This window comes from Stenotrophomonas sp. YJH_SMC_130 (assembly GCF_059369035.1).
This window is the reverse complement of record NZ_JCAFSH010000017.1, coordinates 26,034-43,453: the sequence shown is the minus strand read 5'-3', so window position 1 is coordinate 43,453 and position 17,420 is coordinate 26,034. Positions and strand designations below refer to the sequence as shown.

The 17,420-nt window shown below is 67.2% G+C and carries 19 protein-coding genes; 8 read left to right on the top strand and 11 right to left on the bottom strand.

The genetic code is table 11. The features are described from left to right. The first annotated feature begins 20 nt into the window (after positions 1–20). Together AC5P5V_RS15520 and AC5P5V_RS15515 are read left to right on the top strand one after the other, a co-directional pair. The gene (locus AC5P5V_RS15520) at positions 21–467 is read left to right on the top strand and encodes a DUF192 domain-containing protein (RefSeq protein ID WP_134969428.1); all 447 of its coding nucleotides are present in this window, start codon (positions 21–23) and stop codon (positions 465–467) included. Positions 468–627: 160 nt separating this feature from the next. Continuing rightward, positions 628–1,473: a SirB1 family protein gene (locus tag AC5P5V_RS15515; protein ID WP_005419007.1), complete on the top strand. Its 846-nt coding sequence runs from the start codon at positions 628–630 to the stop codon at positions 1,471–1,473. A 59-nt stretch (positions 1,474–1,532) separates the two neighbouring features. Here AC5P5V_RS15515 and AC5P5V_RS15510 read toward each other — a convergent pair whose 3' ends face one another. Further along, positions 1,533–1,757, bottom strand: a complete 225-nt coding sequence (locus AC5P5V_RS15510) for a rubredoxin (RefSeq protein WP_014038358.1) — start codon at positions 1,755–1,757, stop codon at positions 1,533–1,535. A 34-nt stretch (positions 1,758–1,791) separates the two neighbouring features. On the opposite strand from AC5P5V_RS15510, the gene thiE reads away from it, so the two are divergent. Both thiE and hemL read left to right on the top strand, forming a co-directional pair. Next, positions 1,792–2,418: a thiamine phosphate synthase gene (gene thiE / locus AC5P5V_RS15505; protein WP_061480490.1), complete on the top strand. Its 627-nt coding sequence runs from the start codon at positions 1,792–1,794 to the stop codon at positions 2,416–2,418. 18 nt (positions 2,419–2,436) lie between these two features. Further along, positions 2,437–3,726, top strand: a complete 1,290-nt coding sequence (hemL, locus tag AC5P5V_RS15500; RefSeq protein WP_061480491.1) for a glutamate-1-semialdehyde 2,1-aminomutase — start codon at positions 2,437–2,439, stop codon at positions 3,724–3,726. Positions 3,727–3,798: 72 nt separating this feature from the next. Here the strand turns inward: hemL and azu are convergent, their stop codons facing one another. Beyond that, positions 3,799–4,248: an azurin gene (gene azu / locus AC5P5V_RS15495; protein WP_061480492.1), complete on the bottom strand. Its 450-nt coding sequence runs from the start codon at positions 4,246–4,248 to the stop codon at positions 3,799–3,801. A gap of 122 nt (positions 4,249–4,370) precedes the next feature. Here azu and AC5P5V_RS15490 point away from each other — a divergent pair, with 122 nt between their 5' ends. Then, positions 4,371–4,973, top strand: coding sequence for an HAD-IA family hydrolase (locus AC5P5V_RS15490; RefSeq protein ID WP_061480493.1), 603 nt, complete (start codon positions 4,371–4,373; stop codon positions 4,971–4,973). 93 nt (positions 4,974–5,066) lie between these two features. Here AC5P5V_RS15490 and AC5P5V_RS15485 read toward each other — a convergent pair whose 3' ends face one another. Continuing rightward, complete coding sequence (locus tag AC5P5V_RS15485; protein WP_061480494.1) at positions 5,067–6,293, bottom strand: acetylornithine transaminase; 1,227 nt, start codon at positions 6,291–6,293, stop codon at positions 5,067–5,069. Between the two features lie 63 nt (positions 6,294–6,356). Here AC5P5V_RS15485 and AC5P5V_RS15480 point away from each other — a divergent pair, with 63 nt between their 5' ends. Next, positions 6,357–7,229: an ion transporter gene (locus tag AC5P5V_RS15480; RefSeq protein ID WP_049439908.1), complete on the top strand. Its 873-nt coding sequence runs from the start codon at positions 6,357–6,359 to the stop codon at positions 7,227–7,229. A gap of 102 nt (positions 7,230–7,331) precedes the next feature. Here AC5P5V_RS15480 and AC5P5V_RS15475 read toward each other — a convergent pair whose 3' ends face one another. The 3 genes from AC5P5V_RS15475 to AC5P5V_RS15465 all read right to left on the bottom strand — a co-directional run bounded on the left by AC5P5V_RS15475 (position 7,332) and on the right by AC5P5V_RS15465 (position 10,337). Then, positions 7,332–8,273 carry a YiiG family protein gene (locus AC5P5V_RS15475; protein ID WP_061480495.1) on the bottom strand — a complete coding sequence of 314 codons (942 nt, stop codon included), beginning with the start codon at positions 8,271–8,273 and terminating at the stop codon, positions 7,332–7,334. Between the two features lie 160 nt (positions 8,274–8,433). After that, positions 8,434–9,426: a YiiG family protein gene (locus AC5P5V_RS15470; RefSeq protein WP_061480496.1), complete on the bottom strand. Its 993-nt coding sequence runs from the start codon at positions 9,424–9,426 to the stop codon at positions 8,434–8,436. Between the two features lie 92 nt (positions 9,427–9,518). Next, on the bottom strand, positions 9,519–10,337 hold the full coding sequence (locus AC5P5V_RS15465; RefSeq protein ID WP_049439911.1) for an SDR family oxidoreductase: 819 nt from the start codon (positions 10,335–10,337) through the stop codon (positions 9,519–9,521). A gap of 108 nt (positions 10,338–10,445) precedes the next feature. Here AC5P5V_RS15465 and AC5P5V_RS15460 point away from each other — a divergent pair, with 108 nt between their 5' ends. Continuing rightward, entirely contained in the window at positions 10,446–11,129 is a 684-nt protein-coding gene (locus AC5P5V_RS15460; protein WP_134969099.1) for a hypothetical protein, read from the top strand. 109 nt (positions 11,130–11,238) lie between these two features. Here AC5P5V_RS15460 and AC5P5V_RS15455 read toward each other — a convergent pair whose 3' ends face one another. Beyond that, positions 11,239–11,745 (bottom strand): DUF2867 domain-containing protein, encoded by a 507-nt coding sequence (locus AC5P5V_RS15455; protein WP_134969100.1) that lies wholly within the window; start codon positions 11,743–11,745, stop codon positions 11,239–11,241. Next, positions 11,742–12,404, bottom strand: coding sequence for a serine/threonine-protein kinase (locus AC5P5V_RS15450; protein WP_231352282.1), 663 nt, complete (start codon positions 12,402–12,404; stop codon positions 11,742–11,744). Before AC5P5V_RS15450 ends, AC5P5V_RS15455 begins: the two co-directional genes overlap by 4 nt. 85 nt (positions 12,405–12,489) lie before the next feature. On the opposite strand from AC5P5V_RS15450, the gene AC5P5V_RS15445 reads away from it, so the two are divergent. Then, complete coding sequence (locus AC5P5V_RS15445; RefSeq protein WP_134968680.1) at positions 12,490–14,484, top strand: bifunctional DedA family/phosphatase PAP2 family protein; 1,995 nt, start codon at positions 12,490–12,492, stop codon at positions 14,482–14,484. A 97-nt stretch (positions 14,485–14,581) separates the two neighbouring features. Here the strand turns inward: AC5P5V_RS15445 and AC5P5V_RS15440 are convergent, their stop codons facing one another. From AC5P5V_RS15440 to AC5P5V_RS15430, 3 genes are all read right to left on the bottom strand, one after another. Further along, a complete protein-coding gene (locus AC5P5V_RS15440; protein WP_111096656.1) occupies positions 14,582–15,160 on the bottom strand; it encodes an LON peptidase substrate-binding domain-containing protein in 579 nt (192 codons plus the stop codon). Next, complete coding sequence (mpl, locus tag AC5P5V_RS15435) at positions 15,157–16,521, bottom strand: UDP-N-acetylmuramate:L-alanyl-gamma-D-glutamyl-meso-diaminopimelate ligase (RefSeq protein ID WP_134968681.1); 1,365 nt, start codon at positions 16,519–16,521, stop codon at positions 15,157–15,159. Before mpl ends, AC5P5V_RS15440 begins: the two co-directional genes overlap by 4 nt. 328 nt (positions 16,522–16,849) lie before the next feature. Beyond that, the gene (locus AC5P5V_RS15430) at positions 16,850–17,413 is read right to left on the bottom strand and encodes an adenylate kinase (RefSeq protein WP_005419045.1); all 564 of its coding nucleotides are present in this window, start codon (positions 17,411–17,413) and stop codon (positions 16,850–16,852) included. Between the last annotated feature and the right edge of the window lie 7 nt (positions 17,414–17,420).

Sequence of the window (17,420 nt, the reverse complement as noted above, 5' to 3'; positions counted from 1 at the left end):
CCTTCCGAAGGAGCCTGACGATGTCGCTGTTGCGTTCGCTGCTGATGTTTCCGCTGCTGGCCCTGGCCGGCTGCGCCACCGACGCGGCCCGCCATTGGGTCGAGCTGGACGGCGCCCGCTACCAGGTCGAGCTGGCCACCAACGATGAAACCCGCGCGCGCGGGCTGATGTTCCGCGACCAGATGGCGGCCGACCACGGCATGCTGTTCATCCACGACCGCGAGGAAATGCAGGCGTACTGGATGAAGAACACCAGGATCGCGCTGGACATCCTGTACTTCGACAGCCAGCGCAGGCTGGTCAGCCAGCAGCGCGACGTACCGCCGTGCTCGGCCGGCGACATGTGCCCGCCCTATCCCAGCGGCGGCCCGGCGCGTTATGTACTGGAACTCAACGCCGGCCAGGCCGAGAAGCTGCAGCTCAAGGACGGCACGGAGCTGAAATTCGGTCCGGGCATCGAAAAGTAAACGATGCGGCCGGCCAGCGGCCGGCGCGCGCGGTAGTGCCGGCCGCTGGCCGGCAACCCTGCAGGGGTCAGATCCCATTCGCTCGCGAAAGGCATCTGACCCCTGAATTTTTCACGCGATACCGCTTGAAACCGCCTGCGAATGACGCCAGTCTGTGGCCATGCAGGACCGGATCACACTCCCCGACTGGGATGCCCTGGCCGACCTCGAAGACGAGGCGCTGCCACTGTTGCCGACCGCGCTGCTGATCGCGCGCGATGAGTACCCCGATCTGCAGCCGTCCACCTACGACGCGCTGATCCAGAGCCATGTCGAGCACCTCCGCTCGGAAGTGGAGAGCATCGACAACAGCCCGCTGAAGATGGCGGCGATCAACCGCCACCTGTTCGACGAGCTGGGCTACAGCGGCGACCACGACGAGTACTACGACCCGCGCAACAGCTACCTCAACCAGGTATTCGAGCGCCGCCTGGGCAATCCGATCTCGCTGGCGCTGGTGCAGATGGAAGTCGCGCGCCGGCTGGGTATTCCGCTCGATGGCGTGTCCTTCCCCGGCCACTTCCTGGTGCGCCTGCCGGTGGACGACGGCGTGCTGGTGATGGACCCGTTCAACGGTGGCCGACCGCTGGACGTGGACGAACTGCGCGAGCGGGCCAAGTCACATCTGGGCGGGCAGATGCCCGACGACCAGGTGCTGGCGCAGATCCTCGACCCGGCGCCCGCGCGCGCGATCCTGATGCGCATGCTGCGCAACCTGCACGGCGTGTATGCCGAAGCCGGCGAGTGGGACCGCGCCGCGCGCAGTGCCGACCGCCTGCTGAAGCTGGCCCCGGAGCAGGACGATGCGCTGCGCGACCGCGGCCTGGCCTACCTGCAGCTGGAGTACCTGGCCGGTGCCCGCCACGATCTGGGCCAGTACCTGAAGCGGAACCCGGAAGCCAGCGATGCGCAGTGGCTGCGCGAGAAGCTGATCGACCTCGGCGGGCCGATGCCGCGACTGCATTGAGGGAGTCGGTGTGTGGACCAGCGGTCCACACCCACCGGATGGGCCGGGTGGCCCTCCAGTCAATCGACCTCGACCATCTCGAAATCGGCCTTGGTCACCCCGCAATCCGGGCAGGTCCAGGTCTCGGGAATGTCCTCCCAGCGCGTCCCTGGCGCGATGCCTTCCTCCGGCAAGCCTTCCGCTTCGCTGTACAGGAAGCCGCAGACCACGCACATCCAGGTGCGCAAGGTGGTGGGGGTGGCATCGCTCATCGGATAATCAGGACTGGATTCACGGGCCGCCATTGTCCCATCGCGGTCCACTCACCGGTAGCCATCGATGACTTCTGCTTCCCCGGCGCCCCGCGGCGTCTACCTGATCACCCCGGACGAGCCCGATACCGCACGCCTGCTGGCCCGCACCGCGCCGCTGCTGGCCGCCGGCGCCACCTGGCTGCAGTACCGCAACAAGACCGCAAGCGACGCGCTGCGGCGGGAGCAGGCCACCGCGCTGCAGGCACTGTGTGCGGACCACGGCGTGCCGCTGATCGTCAACGATGACCCGGCGCTGGCCAAGGCCGTGGGCGCGGCGGGCGTGCACCTGGGCGGCACCGACGGCGACATCCCCAGCGCGCGCGCCCTGCTCGGCCCCGAGGCCATCATCGGCGCCTCCTGCTATGACCAGCTGGCCAATGCCGAGAGGGCCGTGGCCGCCGGCGCCAGCTACGTGGCCTTCGGCGCGTTTTTCCCGACCACCACCAAGATCACCACCAGCCGCGCCCATACCGACCTGCTGCGGCAAAGCGCCGCACTGGGCGTGCCGCGGGTGGCGATCGGCGGGCTGACGCCGGACAATGTCGGTCCCATCATCGACGCCGGCGCCGATCTGGTCGCCGTGGTCAGCAGCGTGTTCGCCGCCGAAGACCCGGTCGCGACCCAGCGCGCCTTCCTCGCCCAGTTCGCGTAACGCCCAGGATATTCCCCCATGAACCACGACCAGTCCCACGCCCTGTTCTCCCGCGCCCAGCAGCTGTTGCCGGGCGGCGTCAATTCGCCGGTGCGCGCGTTCAAGTCGGTCGGCGGCGAACCGTTCTTCGTCGAGCGCGCCGACGGCGCCTACCTGTACGACGTCGACGGCAACCGCTACATCGACTACGTCGGCTCCTGGGGCCCGATGATCGTCGGCCACAACCACCCGGCGGTACGCCAGGCGGTGAAGAAGGCGATCGACAACGGCCTGTCATTCGGCGCGCCATGCGCGGCCGAGGTGACCATGGCCGAGACCATCACCCGCCTGGTGCCGTCGTGCGAGATGGTGCGCATGGTCAACTCCGGCACCGAGGCCACCCTGTCGGCGATCCGCCTGGCGCGTGGCGCCACCGGCCGCAACCGCATCGTCAAGTTCGAAGGCTGCTACCACGGCCACGGCGACTCGTTCCTGGTCAAGGCCGGCAGCGGCATGCTGACCCTGGGCGTGCCGACCTCGCCGGGCGTCCCGGCCGGGCTGAGCGAACTGACCCTGACCCTGCCCTACAACGACTTCGAAGCGGCCACTGCGCTGTTCGAGCAGCAGGGCGATGACATCGCCGGCCTGATCATCGAACCGGTGGTCGGCAACGCCAACTGCATCCCGCCGCGCGAGGGCTACCTGCAGCACCTGCGCGAACTGTGCACGAAACACGGCGCGCTGCTGATCTTCGACGAAGTGATGACCGGCTTCCGCGTCGCCCTCGGCGGTGCGCAGGCGCACTACGGCATCACCCCGGACCTGACCACGTTCGGCAAGATCATCGGCGGCGGCATGCCGGTGGGTGCGTACGGCGGTCGCCGCGAGCTGATGCAGCAGATCGCCCCGGCCGGCCCGATCTACCAGGCTGGCACGCTGAGCGGCAACCCGGTGGCGATGGCCGCTGGCCTGGCGATGCTGGAGCTGATCCAGCAGCCGGGTTTCCACGACGACCTGGCCGAACGCACCGCACGCCTGTGCGCCGGCCTGGAAGCGGCCGCCGCCGAAGCCGGCGTGGCGGTGACCACCACCCGCGTGGGCGCGATGTTCGGGCTGTTCTTCACCAGTGAGAAGGTGGAGACCTATGCGCAGGCCACCGCCTGTGACATCCCAGCGTTCAACCGCTTCTTCCACGCGATGCTGGAGCAGGGCGTGTTCCTGGCGCCGTCGGCGTACGAGGCCGGCTTCCTGTCCAGCGCCCACGATGACGCGGTGATCGAGGCCACCCTCGCCGCTGCACGCGTGGCATTCAAGGCCGCCAAGGGCTGATCGCAAAGAAAGGGGACGGAGGGGATTAAGTCGTTTGTGCATAAACGACTTAATCCCCTCCGTCCCCTTTTTTCAACCGAAGACGAACTTGCCCTTCATCATCGCGAAGTGGCCGGGGAACGAGCAGAAGAAAGTGTAGTCGCCGCCCTTCTGCAGGCCCTGGGTGGAAAAGCGCACGCGCGTGGTCTCGCCACCACCAATTACTTTGGTGTGCGCCAGCACGCGCTTGTCGGCCTTCGGCAGGTAGCTGTCGGCCAGGGTCATGCGCATGCCTGCCAGTGCCACCGGCTGGTAGTCGGCCGTGCGGGTCAGCACCCAGTTATGGCCCATCGCGGTAGCGGCCAGCTTGCCGGTATGGCGCAGGGTCAGATCCACGGCGGTGCAATCAGCGGCGAGCTTGATCTCGCGACTGCTGAAGCTCATCTGGTCGGTGCTGTCGATGCTCACCGCACACACCCGCGCCATCGCCGACGGCGCCAGCATCAGCGCGCCCAGTCCCACTGCCACCCACCAAGCCTTCATCGTTGCCTCTCCTGCGGTTCAAGCACCATTCTAGGCAGGCCCCTGCGGCCGCGTCTGCGACCGTCTGTCGCATGCCCACTCCAGGGTTTCCCGCGCACTCACTGCAATGGCATGCTCGACCGATGCGGATCGACCTGTTGCTGCTGGATGTGGACGGCGTGCTGGTGCAGTACCAGCGCGCGCAGCGCGTGCTGCACCTGGCGCAGGCACTGGATGTTACCCCTGCCGCAGTGCAGGCGGCGCTGTTCGACAGCGGACTGGAAGCGGCGCATGACAACGGCACGCTGCAGGGTCCGGCCTATCTGGCGCAGCTGGGGGCGTGCCTGGGCAGGACCGTCGATGTACCCAGCTGGATCGCCGCACGCCAGGCGGCCAGCCATCCGCAGCACGCGGTGCTGCAGCGGCTGCAGGTTCTGCAGCTGCCACTGGCGGTACTGACCAACAACGGCGCGCTGATGGCACAGGCGCTGCCCACCCTGCTGCCGGAACTGTTCCCTGCGCTGCAGGGACGCGTGTTCTGCAGCGCCGATTTCGGCCTGCGCAAACCTGAGCCCGCAGTATTCCTGCGCACACTCGACGTACTGGGCGTGGCGCCTTCGCACACGCTGTTCGTCGATGACCTGTTCGCCAATGTGCGCGGCGCACGCGCCGCCGGCCTGCACGCGGAAACCGTGCGCGATGGCCGTGGATTGGGCAAGGTGTTGAAGCGCTATAGGATCGCGTGACGCGCTGTAGAGCCGAGCCCATGCTCGGCTCCTGTTGCCTGACATCGCGATGAGCCGAGCGTAGGCTCGGCTCTACAGATGCCTCTGCCGGCTTCAGCGCGCGGCAATGAACGCAGCAATCGCTGCGCGCAGGCGCTTGAGGCCTTCGGCCACTTCTTCGTCGGTGATGTTCAGCGACGGCACGAAGCGCAGCACGTCCGGGCCGGCCTGCAGGGTCAGCAGGCCGTGCTCGGCGGCATGGTCGAGGATCGCCCCGGCCTGGCCGGCGAAGTCCTTGCCCAGCACCGCGCCCAGCATCAGGCCGCGGCCACGCACGTCGCTGAACACACCAAACTCGTCGTTGATGCGGGCGAAGCCATCGCGCAGCGCCTTCGACTGGCGGCTGACATTGGCGGCGATCTCCGCCGAGGCCAGCTTGCGCAGTGCCACGCGGGCCACCGCGGCGGCCAGGGGGTTGCCGCCGAAGGTGGTGCCGTGCGCGCCGAACTGCATGGTCTCAGCCACCTTCGGGCCGGCCAGCATCGCGCCGATCGGGAAGCCGCCACCGAGTGCCTTGGCCAGGGTGACCATGTCCGGCACCACATCATCCTGCCAGTGCGCGAACAGCGTGCCGGTGCGGCCCATGCCGGCCTGGATCTCGTCCAGCACCAGCAGTGCGTTGTGCTGGTCGCACAGCTCGCGCACGCGCTTGAGGAAGCCGGACTTGGCCGGCATCACGCCGCCCTCGCCCTGGATCGGCTCCAGCATCACCGCCGCCACGTCGCCGGCGGCCATCGCGGTTTCCAGCTGCACCTCATCGTTGAAATCGATGTAGCGGAAGCCACCGGGCAGCGGCTCGTAGCCTTCCTGGTACTTCGGCTGGGCAGTAGCGGTCACCGCGCCCATCGTGCGGCCGTGGAAGCTGCCACGGAAAGTGATGATCACCCGCTTGTCGGCGGGACGGCCCTGGCTGGAGGCCCACTTGCGGACCATCTTGATCGCCACTTCGTTGGCTTCGGCGCCGGAATTGCACAGGAACACGCGCTCGGCGAAGCGGCTGACCTTCACCAGCTCCTCGGCCAGGTGCAGCGGCGGTGCGCTGTAGAACACATTGCTGGTGTGCCAGAGCTTGCCGGCCTGCTCGACCAGCGCGGCCACCAGGTCCGGATCGTTGTGGCCCAGGCCGCACACGGCGATACCCGCAGCCAGGTCGATGAACTCACGCCCCTGGCTGTCCCACACGCGGGCGCCCTGGCCTCGTTCCAGTACCACCTGGCGGGGCTTGTAGACCGGCAGGTAATAGTGCGAAAGGGAGATCAGCGGATCGGTAGCGGCGGTCATGGCAGTCGGCAGGGTTCAGGAATCCCCATTCTCGCGCCGGAACCCCTGCGGCACAATGCGCCCATGCGACCGTTTTCCGCCCCCCAGCTGAACCCCGCCACCGAGACCGGCTGGCGCCGTCGGTGGTTCGACATCATCTACCGCCATGACTCGCGGCCCTCGCGCAACTTCGACTTGATCCTGGTGGTGGCGATCGTCGCCAGCATCCTGGTGGTGATGATCGACAGCGTGCAGCACCTGCATGCCGAGTGGTCCACCGGCCTGTACATCCTGGAATGGGGCTTCACCATCATCTTCACCGCCGAGTACCTGCTGCGGCTGGCGGTGGTCAAGCGCCCGCTGCGCTACGCGGTGAGCATCTGGGGCATCATCGACCTGCTGTCGATCCTGCCCGCCTACCTGTCGATGTTCATCCCGGGCGCGCAGAGCCTGCTGGTGGTGCGTGCGCTGCGCATCCTGCGGGTATTCCGCATCCTCAAGCTGACCCGCTACATCGAGGAAAGCGGCGTCCTGATGACGTCGCTGTGGCGCAGCCGGCGCAAGGTGCTGGTGTTCCTGTTCACGGTGATCACCATCACCATCATCGCCGGGGCGCTGATGTACGTGATCGAGGGCCCCGAACACGGCTTCACCAACATCCCGGCCAGCATGTACTGGGCGGTGGTGACCATGGCCACGGTCGGCTTCGGCGACATCGTGCCGCAGACCGTGCTGGGCCGCTTCGTCACCTCGGTGCTGATCCTGATCGGCTACAGCATCATCGCCGTGCCTACCGGCATCTACACCGCCGAACTGGCCAGCACGATGCGCGAAGCCGAGCTGGCGGCGCGCCGTGATGCCCGCGGCTGCCCGCACTGCGGGCTGGAAGGCCACGAGCCGGATGCACGGCATTGCCGCAGATGTGGCGGTGAACTGCCGGATGCATTCAGCCATTGAGTCACATGCCGGCCAGCGGCCGGCACTACCAACCCCGCAGGGTGCGCGCCGGGCATGGCCCGGCGCTACCGTGGGCAGATCCACGCCCTGTGTGGATCGCCCTCAGCGCATGCGGTTGCTGGTGGTCACCAGGTCGTTGTAGGCATCCAGAATCGTCGACTGTGCGCCTTCAGGGTCGGTGGTGAGCCAGCTGCCCGACGCCTTGCGCTCGGCGGCCAACGCATCGGCGGTGATCGGCTTGCCCTGCTCCAGACGCTCGACACCGCGACCGGCGCTACGCACCAGCTTGTCGGCCGAGCGCTGCACATGGCCCCACATCGGGTCGTCCTTGCCGACACCACCGTTCTGGATTTCCGTCACCAGCGCCTGATAGTCGGCCAGCTGGCCGCGCAACACCGCAACGTCCGGTGCCTCGCCCTGGAACGCCATCGCCAGCTGCTTGCCATCGCCGACAAGGCGCAGGTGGTAATAGGCCAGCGAGCGGCCTTCGCTTTCCTCGATCTGCTTCAGCTGGGCGGCGCGGCGATCGTTCTCGTTCTTTTCCAGCGCCGCATCCATTGCTTCGCTGGCCTTGAAGAAATCAGCATAGGCCTGCATCAGCGGGGCATGCTGGCTGCGCATCCCTTCGCCACCATCGCGACGATAGTCCTCGCGGGTGAAGTACCCATCGGCACGCTCGATCAGGGTGTTCAGTGCCTGGAATGCCTGCTGGTACTGTCGCGCGGGTGCATCCAGTGGCGTGGCAGGGGTCTTTGCCAGCGCATCGGTCAGCGGCTGGCCGCAGTACTCGACGCGGTGCGACAACACCTTGCCAGGTGAGCGCGGCTGCGCTTCCTTGCCGGTTGGACCGGCTTCGGAATCCTTCATCCAACCGGTGTAGGTCTGGAAACCCTCGTGGATGGGCTGTTCGACGCCGTTGTAGCACTCGATATAGGCGTTCACCTTTTCCAGCCCGGGATCGGCGACAGCCAGCCCGGCCGGGTTGTTGCAGCCGGCCAGCGCGCAGAGCAGGAGAACAGGAATCAGGCGTGTGGATGCGTTCAAATCAGTTCCTTGCACCAGTGAAAACTGCAGGCATCGTCATGCATGGCGCGAGCGCGCGCTCCAGCACCTCGGGAAGGTGCTGGCATTCGGGGCTGCGGGGCGTGTCATGTCGCGATCAACCTGCTCAATTGCGACAAAAATAACGCGTTGAGCTTCCCGCCTACTGGCGGTTGCTCTGGAAAACGAGCGAGTTGTATTCCTGCATCAGCTTGCTGGCAGAGCCACGCGGTGCCATCGAGGGCGAATCCAGCATGCGCCGTTCGAAATCGCTGTAGGGCGTCTTGCTGCTGACCCGCTGCAGCCGCTCCTTGCCTTCCCGACGGAAGTTCTCGGCTTCGCGCTCGAAGCTGTTCCAGTCCAGCTTGCCCGGCTCCTGATCGGCCACCTTGGCATGCGCCTCGTCGGAAATACGGTTGAAGGCGTCGAGTCGTTCACGGGCTTGGGCCGGATCAAAGTCGTCCTCGCTCATCAGCTCCACGATCGCCTTGGCTTCCAGCATCATCGCCAGACGGTAATACTCGCGCGTTCGCCCCTCGGCCTGTTCCAATACCTTGAGCTGCTCGCGCTGGGCAGCGTCATTCTGGCGCTCCAGCTCGGCGTTGAACGTTTCGCTGGCAGCCACGAAGTCCTTGAATGCGGCCATCAAGGGCGCGTGCAGCTGCTTGCCCTTGGCAAACTGGTCGTCTTCGTAGTCCTGGCGATCATAGTAGTCGTGCGCCTCCTTGCTGACCGGCACCAGCGCCTTCAGCGCCTGCTGGTAATGCCCAGCAGCGGCATCGAGCTCAGCCAGCGCCGGCTTGGCAGCCATCGCCTCGGTCACGGGGCCATCGCACTGCTTCATGTCGTAATCGCTGATCTCGAACGGACCGTACACCTGTGTCTCGCGCCCGCTCGGGCCGGCCTCGACGTCCTTGATCCAGCGCGTGTAGGACTGGAGGCTGTCGTGCGTCTTCGAATCAAGCGCGTTGAAGCAGCCGATGTAGGCGTTGAGCTTCGCCGTCAACTGCTGCTGTGCGTCCGACGGCACCGTGTTGACCTCCGGCGTGCCTGCGGCGCCGGCGTCGCCAGCAGTTGCAGGGGCCTTGCCACCGCAGGCGGCCAGGACAAGCGACAGCGAAGCGGCCAGCGCCGCGATGGAAAGCGTACGTGTCATGTGTTCACATCCCTGTTGAAAACGATTACAGCCCTGCATTCTAGCGCAGCAGGCCGAGGGCCGCAGCCCTCGGCCCTTGCGCAACGTAGCACTCAGTCCAGGAACAGATCCGGCAACAACGACCGCGACGGGTCCACGGCATAGCCGGACAGATCGCTGACGCCGGCCTGTGCCAGCACTTCATCGTCGATCAGGAACTGGCCGTGGAAACCCGCCGCCTCACGCACCAGCACCGCATGCGCGGCGTCGGCCATGATCTGCGGCGTACGGCAGCCCGCTGCATCCACGCCCGGAATCATGTTGATTGCATCGGTGGCGATCACCGTGCGCGGCCACAGCGCGTTCACCGCCACACCCTGCGGGCCGAATTCCGCGGCCAGGCCGAGCGTGACGAAGCTCATGCCCATCTTCGCCAGCGTGTAGCCGGTATGCGCGCCCCACCACTTCGGTTCCAGGCTGGGCGGCGGCGCCAGGGTCAGGATGTGCGGATTCGGCGCCTGCAGCAGGTACGGCAGGCAGGCCTGCGCGCACAGGAAACTGCCGCGCGAATTGACCTGCTGCATCAGGTCGAAGCGTTTCATCGGCGTATCCAGCGTGCCACGCAGCCAGATCGCGCTGGCATTGTTGACCAGGATGTCGATGCCACCAAAGGCGTCGACCGTGGCGGCAACCGCCGCCTGCACCTGCTCTTCCTCGCGGATGTCGCACTTCAGCGCCAGCCCCTGGCCGCCGGCCGCGGTAACGGCTTCGGCTGCGGTATGGATGGTGCCCGGCAGCTTTGGGTTCGGCACCGCCGACTTGGCCGCAATCGCCACGTTGGCGCCGTCACGCGCAGCGCGCAGTGCGATGGCCAGGCCGATGCCACGCGAGGCACCCGTGATGAAAAGCGTTTTGCCCTGCAGACTGCCCACGTTCCACACTCCAGCGTATGCAATGAGCCGCTAGTATGCCGCGCCGACGTGGAGTTCACCCGGGCTTGACGATACTAGGGCCTCCAGTCAACGCACGAGGTTCACGCCATGCGCCGTTCCCGCCTGTTGCTGCCTGCCCTGGGGCTTGCCCTGCTGACCGCCTGCCAGGGCCGTTCGCCGGAACCCGGCAAGGAACCGTCGGCCGGTGACACGCCCAGCGCAGAAAAAGCCGCCGCGGACGGCAAGCTGCGCTGGAGCGAGGCAGTGGTGTGGGATGGCGACCTCAACGCCTGCCGCCAGGGCGAGAATGCGGCCACGCGTGAGTGCCTGCACGATGCGATGCGCGCTGGTGGCGCAAGCGCCGATGCCATTGCTGCCGCCGAACAGTTGTCCACCGGCGGCGAGCTGGCCTACGTGACGGCCTGGCATGAGAACGAAGGCCTGGGCATTGCCACGGTCGAGTATCCGTTCCGCGCCAACACCAACGAGGGCACCCGCCTGGTCGACGCCACCGGCAAGCGCATCGATGTGGATGCCGTGCAGCTGGACGACACCCTGCGTGCCGACCCCGCCGTGCAGGCCCTGCTGAAGGACCACCCGCAGGCCACGCCGTTCGCACCGGCGCAGTCGGCCGGGGCCACGCCGCTGGAGAACGGCGGCATCCGCCTGCTGTACCGCACGCCGCTGCGCGACTGCCACGCCTGCCCGGATGTGGGCCAGCTGCAGATCGCCTACGACTTCGATGCCAAGCGCAACTTCATCGGCCAGCAGGTAGTGCCGGCGACGCCGTAAGGTCACAAGCCTCTGTAGAGCCGAGCCATGCTCGGCTCATTGAATGCAGCCGAGCATAGCTCGGCTCTACAATACGGTTCTCCCCGGCGCATCCACGCATCGTGTGGATCTACCGGTACCCCTGCACCTGCTTCCTCAGCAGATGCGGCACGATCAGCTGATGCACCGGCGCAACTGGCAGCATGTACACGCGCCCGAACGCGTTGTGCGTATGCACCACCGTTGCCACTTCCAGCACGTCGCCGTGCCACTGCAGGGCCAGCTGCACACGCAGGTGGCGGTCGTCGTCTTCCAGCACGATGGCATCGTCATCCAACGACTGCAGGGTGAAGATGCCCAGTCGCTGCCCGGGTTGAGGATCCGCAACATCCTGCACCGCGCGCAACGAGCCCAGGTGCTTCATGCCGAGCAGGCGCATGCCGCGATTGCGCAGCGCCATCAGCCCATCGAACCAGCCGGGAATGGTCGCGGCCATATCGCGATAGGCCTGCAAGGCCGAGCGTCCATCACGATGGGTCGTTGCCTGGCAGGCATGCACGAAGTCGGCGCCGGCCAGCTGTGGGCGCAGGACACTGCGCGCGCTTGGCGGGCCGGTCACCACCTGCGCAGTGCTCACGGCTTCGGCCCCTGCCCCTCGTTGTCTTCCCAATGCAGGATGCGGCGGGTGACGAAGCGGTAGACCGGCTTGCCGGTGGCGAACCACAGTTCGCGCACCCACGAGGTGCGCTTGAGCACCCGCTTCTCCACCGGGGTGAGCGACTCGCGGCAATACATGCGCTTGTGCTTGAGCAGGTGGCGCAGGTCCTCGCGGGCCAGCAGGCGCATCCAGCGCGAGCGCGGGTTGCCGATCACTGCCAGCTGGAAATCGATCAATGCCGGGCGGCCGTCTTCGGTCACCAGCCAGTTGGCTTCCTTGGCCAGGTCGTTGTGGACCACGCCGCGCCGATGCAGCTGCTGCAGCAGGCGACGCGCGGCGCGGAACCAGGCCAGGTCGCCACGCGGTGGGCGCTGGTACATGGCGTCGCCGGCCATGAAACTGCGGTCGAGATGATGCCCATTCCAAGCCAGCAGCTGCGGCACATCGGCCATGCCGTGGATATGGCGCAGCGCGCGCGCTTCGCGGCGGGCCAGCCACCAGGCCGGCAGCCGCAACCACAGCGGCGTGGCGCCCAGGTCACGGCGTACGAAGGGGCCGGCCGGCCCTTCCACACGGAGGATGCGACCGAAGCTGTCGGCCTTCAAAGCATGCGGTGGCGTGTCTGGCGTATGCGGCATGGGCCCATTCTAGGCGATGGCGCCGGTTGCAAACGGTCACCAAGCGGCTGGGAACCAGTCACCTTCACGCCCCTATAATCGGGCAATGGACTCTTCATGGATCGACGCCACGCTCGCGTGGATTGCCGCTCACCCCGTGCTGGCGGGTGCCGTTATCTTCCTCATCGCCTTCTGCGATGCGGTGATCATTCTCGGTGCCATCGTGCCGGCCCTGCCGCTGCTGTTCGCGGTGGGCGTGTTCATCGGCCTGGGCCAGATCTCCGGGCCGTACGCGGTGGCCGCAGCCGCACTGGGCGCGTTCGCCGGTGATGGCATCAGTTACTGGATCGGGCGCCGCTGGGGTGACCGCCTGCGTGGCGTGTGGCCCTTCAGCCGTTACCCGCAGCTGCTCGACCGCGGCGAAAACCTGTTCCGCCGCAATGCCTTCAAGAGCATCCTGGTGGCACGCTACGTCGGCGCGATCCGGCCGTTCGTGCCCGCCATCGCGGGCATGATGAAGATGCCAGCCAGCCGCTATGTGCAGGCCAGTGGCATCGCCAGCATTTCATGGGCGGTGCTGTTCCTGGCCCCGGGCTGGATTCTTGGCGAGGCCTATGACGCGGTGGCCGCGGTAGCCGGTCGGCTGGTGGTGGTGGTCGGCCTGCTGGCGGTGATCCTCGGCCTGGTCTGGGCCATTGTGCTGTACGGCTACCGCTGGTCGGCCGCGCGCATGGACAACTGGCTGGCACGCCTGCTTGACTGGTCCAACCGCCATCCGACGCTGGGCCGCTACACCGTCGGTGTGCTGGACCCGAAGCGGCGCGAGTCGGTGCCGCTGGCGATGCTGGCGCTGATGCTGCTGGTGCTGGGCTGGGGCTGGTTCGCGCTGCTGACCGTGGTGGTCGCGCATGGCGAGCCACTGGCGATCGACCTGCTGATACACCAGGCCATGCTGGCCCTGCGCAACCCGCTGGCCGATTACCCGATGGCCGCGCTGGCGTCGCTGGGCGCCTGGCAGGTGCTGCTGCCGGCCACTGCGGCGGCGATGGGCTACCTGGTCTGGCGCCGGCGCTGGATGGCGGCCGCACACTGGCTGGCCGCGCTGGCCTTCGGCCTGGCGCTGACCATGCTGCTCGGCGCTACCGTCGACGTGGTGCGTCCGGTCGACGCCAGCAGCGGCTTCGGCTTCCCGTCGGTGTCGGTGACGATGGCCACCATCACCTTCGGCTTCTTCGCGGTGCTGATCGCCCGCGAGATGCCCGGCCGCACCCGCGTCTGGCCGTACCTGGTGTCGGGCATCGTGGTCAGCCTGATCGGTTTCTCGCGCCTGTACCTGGGCGCGCACTGGCTGAGCGATGTGATCGGCGGCATGCTGTTCGGCACGTTCTGGCTGCTGGTGCTGGGCATCGCCTACCGCCGCCGCTTCAACCGCTCGTTCTGGGTGAAGCCGGTGGCATGGCTGTTCTACGGCGTCTTCGCCGTCGCCGCGATGTGGTACGCACCGCGCAATATCCCGGTGAAGCTGGAACGCTTCGAGCCGACCTTGCCGGCCCCGCAGGCAATGGACACGCAGGCCTGGTGGCAGCACGACTGGGCGACACTGCCGGCGCGCCGCAACGAGTTCGATGACGACCAGCGCTGGCCGCTGGACGTGCAGGTGGCCGGTCCGCTGGCACCGCTGCAGGCACAACTGGAAGCGCGCGGCTGGAAGCGGCAGGAGCAGGCCGGCTGGCAGCAGGCGCTGCTGATGCTGGACAAGAACACCGGCGCCGATGAACTGCCGGTGCTGCCGGCGACGCTGGAAACCCGCGTGGAAGCGCTGTTGATGGTACGCCCGGGTACACACCGTGATGAGCGCTACGTACTGCGCCTGTGGCCGGCCCCTGCGCGGTTGCAGCCGGGCAACACGCCGCTGTGGCTGGGCAGTGCACAGACCCTGCGCTACGAACGCCATTTCGAGTGGATCGGCATGTGGCACCCGCTGCGTGGCGTCGACCCGGCATTGAATGCCGTGAAGGACGCCGTGCAGGACCTGCCGCAGCGCGAGGACGTGCACAGCGAAACCGGGTTGCCGGTGCTGCGGTTGAAGACCACACCGTGATGGAGCCGCCGGGCATGGCCCGGCGCTACCGGAACACGGACGGGTAGCGCCGGGCCATGCCCGGCGGAGGTAGATCCACGAGACGCGTGGATGGCTGCTACGGCATCCAGCCCAGCAGCTGCTGCAATCGCTGGTGCGGGTCGTCCATCTGCAGCAGCTGCAGGCGCTGCTGCTCGCTCAGCGGCAGCAGTTCGGCCAGCCGCCAGCCGACCCAGCTGGCCTGGTCCAGCAGCGCCGGATTGGCCGGCGCATAGGCCTCGCCGGCCTGCTCGATGATGTGCCCCAGCACCGTGGCCAGCAGTGCATGCTGCGGCCGCAGTTCGTCATCGGGGTCTTCCTCGCACCAGCGCACATCAGCCACCACCAGGCCGTTGTCGCGCACGCGGGTGCGCTCGACATGGAAGCGACGGGTGCCGCGCAGGCGCAGCTGCAGCACGCCGTCGGCGCCGACATCGAAGTCTTCGATGCGTACCTGCACGCCAAAGGCAGCCGGTGTCGCCGGTGCGCCGACCTCCTCGCCCTCGAGGATCAGGCAGACACCAAATCCCTCACCACTGCGGCCGCTGTCGCGGACCAGGTCCAGATAGCGCCGCTCGAACACGCGCAGGCCCACCGCTGCACCCGGCACCAGCGTGGTGTGCAGCGGGAACAGCGGCAGCGAGCCATCGCCGCTCATCGGGCCTGCAGCGCGGCGAGGAAGCGTCGCGGGGCACCGTCGAAGCCACCGTTGGACATGAATACCACGTGGTCACCACTGCGCGCGCTGGCCTGCAGCTGCGCCAGCAATGCGTCGGTATCGGGCACCGCGTGGGCCTGGCCACGCACCGCGGCGATCACCGCCGCAGCATCCCAGGCCAGTTCCGGGCGATGCAGGAACACCACTTCATCGGCCAGCGCCAGCGAGGGAGCCAGCGCCTGCGCATGTGCGCCCAGCCGCATCGAGTTGCTGCGCGGCTCCATCGCGACCACGATGCGCGCATCACCCACCTTGGAACGCAGGCCCTCCAGCGTGGTGGCGATCGCAGTCGGATGGTGGGCGAAATCGTCGTAGACGGTGATGCCGTCATGGCTGCCGATCACTTCCATGCGGCGCTTGACGCTGCGGAAGCGTGCCAGCGCCGGGATCACGTCGGCCGGGGCCACGCCTACCGCGTGCGCGGCGGCCAGCGCGGCCAGCCCGTTGAGCACGTTGTGGCGGCCCAGCAGCGACCACTGCACATCACCCAGCGCCTGCCCACGATGATGCACGCGGAACGCGCTGCCGTCGGCAGCCAGCAGCTCGGCATGCCATTCCAGCGCCGGATCGAAGCCGAAGCGCTCGACCGGGGTCCAGCAGCCCATCGCCAGCACATCGGCCAGGTACGGATCCTCGCCGTTGACGATCAGCCGGCCACGTGCGGGTACGGTACGCACCAGATGGTGGAACTGGCGCTGGATCGCGGCCACGTCCGGGAAGATATCGGCGTGGTCGTACTCAAGGTTGTTGAGGATGGCCACCAGCGGCCGGTAGTGCACGAACTTGCTGCGCTTGTCGAAGAAGGCCGTGTCGTACTCATCGGCCTCGACCACGAACTCGCGGCCCTGGCCCAGGCGGGCGGAGACACCGAAATCCTCGGCGACACCGCCGATCAGGAAGCCCGGCGAGCGGCCTGCACTTTCCAGCAGCCAGGTGAGGATGGTGGTGGTGGTGGTCTTGCCGTGGGTACCGGCCACGGCCAGCGTATCGCGGCCCGGCAGCACCTGCTCGGACAGCCACTGCGCGCCGGAGATATAGCGCTGGCCGGCATTGAGCACGGCTTCCACGGCGGCATTGCCGCGCGACAGCGCGTTGCCGATCACCACCTCGTCGGTGCCGGCCGGCACGCTGTCGGCACGGTAGCCCTGGTCCAGTGTGATGCCCAGCTGTTCGAGCTGGGTCGACATCGGCGGATAGATGGCCTGGTCGCTGCCGCTGACGGAATGCCCAAGTTCCCGCGCCAGGGCGGCCACGCCGCCCATGAAGGTGCCGGCAATTGCAAGGATATGTACGCTGCTCATGACCGAGGATTGTGACCGATGACGGCTGTATAGGGCCAATGTCCGCTATCGGGTAAGACAACCCCTACACGGGATGTGAGAAAACTCCAATCAGCTGTCAGGGAATTCCCGATAGCGATGTTCTGTGAACCCGGACACAATTCGAACTGCCAGCCGCAGTACCCGAACCGGTCCTACTCCCCAAGAGGCCATCCCCAAGGGAGCTCATGCTGCGGGGCCCTGAGCAAGCCCTTCGCTGGCGCCTATCAAACGACACAGGCCTGATCCTCGCGGACCAGGCCTGTGCTTTTTGCGCCCGAAGGACCGGAAGCATGCCGGCCCCGCCGGATCAGGCCTTGATCGCTGCCAGGATGCGGGCTTCGATCTCGTCCAGCTCACCGACGCCATCGACGCGGGCCAGGGTGCCACGGCCGGCGTAGAAATCGACCACCGGGGCGGTCTGGTCGTTGTAGACCTGCAGGCGCTGGCGCACCGCTTCCGGGTTGTCATCGGCGCGGCCCTGCTCCTTGGCACGACCGGCAATGCGGTCGACCAGCAGCTCGGTGGGCACATCCAGCTGTACCACCGCGTCCAGCGGCTGGCCGATCTTGGCCAGCAGGCCGTCCATCGCATTGGCCTGGGCCACGTTGCGCGGATAACCATCAAGGATGAAGCCCTTGGCGACATCGGCCTGGGTCAGGCGCGACTCCAGCATGCCCAGCAGGATGTCGTCCGACACCAGGTTGCCGGCATCCATCACCGTCTTGGCCTGCTTGCCCAGCTCGGTGCCGGCGGCGATTTCCGCGCGCAGCATGTCACCGGTCGAAATGTGGGCGATCCCCAGCTTTTCCTTCAGGCGCGTCGCCTGTGTCCCCTTGCCCGAACCGGGCGGTCCCAACAGAACCAATCGCATTTACCTG

Coding starts and splice junctions, on each gene's coding strand:
- AC5P5V_RS15480 (WP_049439908.1), top strand. CDS start 6,357: ATGCGACCGTTTTCCGCCCCCCAGCTGAACCCCGCCACCGAGACCGGC.
- AC5P5V_RS15470 (WP_061480496.1), bottom strand. CDS start 9,426: ATGACACGTACGCTTTCCATCGCGGCGCTGGCCGCTTCGCTGTCGCTT.
- AC5P5V_RS15515 (WP_005419007.1), top strand. CDS start 628: ATGCAGGACCGGATCACACTCCCCGACTGGGATGCCCTGGCCGACCTC.
- AC5P5V_RS15440 (WP_111096656.1), bottom strand. CDS start 15,160: ATGAGCGGCGATGGCTCGCTGCCGCTGTTCCCGCTGCACACCACGCTG.
- AC5P5V_RS15445 (WP_134968680.1), top strand. CDS start 12,490: ATGGACTCTTCATGGATCGACGCCACGCTCGCGTGGATTGCCGCTCAC.
- mpl (WP_134968681.1), bottom strand. CDS start 16,521: ATGAGCAGCGTACATATCCTTGCAATTGCCGGCACCTTCATGGGCGGC.
- AC5P5V_RS15450 (WP_231352282.1), bottom strand. CDS start 12,404: ATGCCGCATACGCCAGACACGCCACCGCATGCTTTGAAGGCCGACAGC.
- hemL (WP_061480491.1), top strand. CDS start 2,437: ATGAACCACGACCAGTCCCACGCCCTGTTCTCCCGCGCCCAGCAGCTG.
- AC5P5V_RS15430 (WP_005419045.1), bottom strand. CDS start 17,413: ATGCGATTGGTTCTGTTGGGACCGCCCGGTTCGGGCAAGGGGACACAG.
- AC5P5V_RS15490 (WP_061480493.1), top strand. CDS start 4,371: ATGCGGATCGACCTGTTGCTGCTGGATGTGGACGGCGTGCTGGTGCAG.
- thiE (WP_061480490.1), top strand. CDS start 1,792: ATGACTTCTGCTTCCCCGGCGCCCCGCGGCGTCTACCTGATCACCCCG.
- AC5P5V_RS15520 (WP_134969428.1), top strand. CDS start 21: ATGTCGCTGTTGCGTTCGCTGCTGATGTTTCCGCTGCTGGCCCTGGCC.
- AC5P5V_RS15510 (WP_014038358.1), bottom strand. CDS start 1,757: ATGGCGGCCCGTGAATCCAGTCCTGATTATCCGATGAGCGATGCCACC.
- AC5P5V_RS15460 (WP_134969099.1), top strand. CDS start 10,446: ATGCGCCGTTCCCGCCTGTTGCTGCCTGCCCTGGGGCTTGCCCTGCTG.
- AC5P5V_RS15485 (WP_061480494.1), bottom strand. CDS start 6,293: ATGACCGCCGCTACCGATCCGCTGATCTCCCTTTCGCACTATTACCTG.
- azu (WP_061480492.1), bottom strand. CDS start 4,248: ATGAAGGCTTGGTGGGTGGCAGTGGGACTGGGCGCGCTGATGCTGGCG.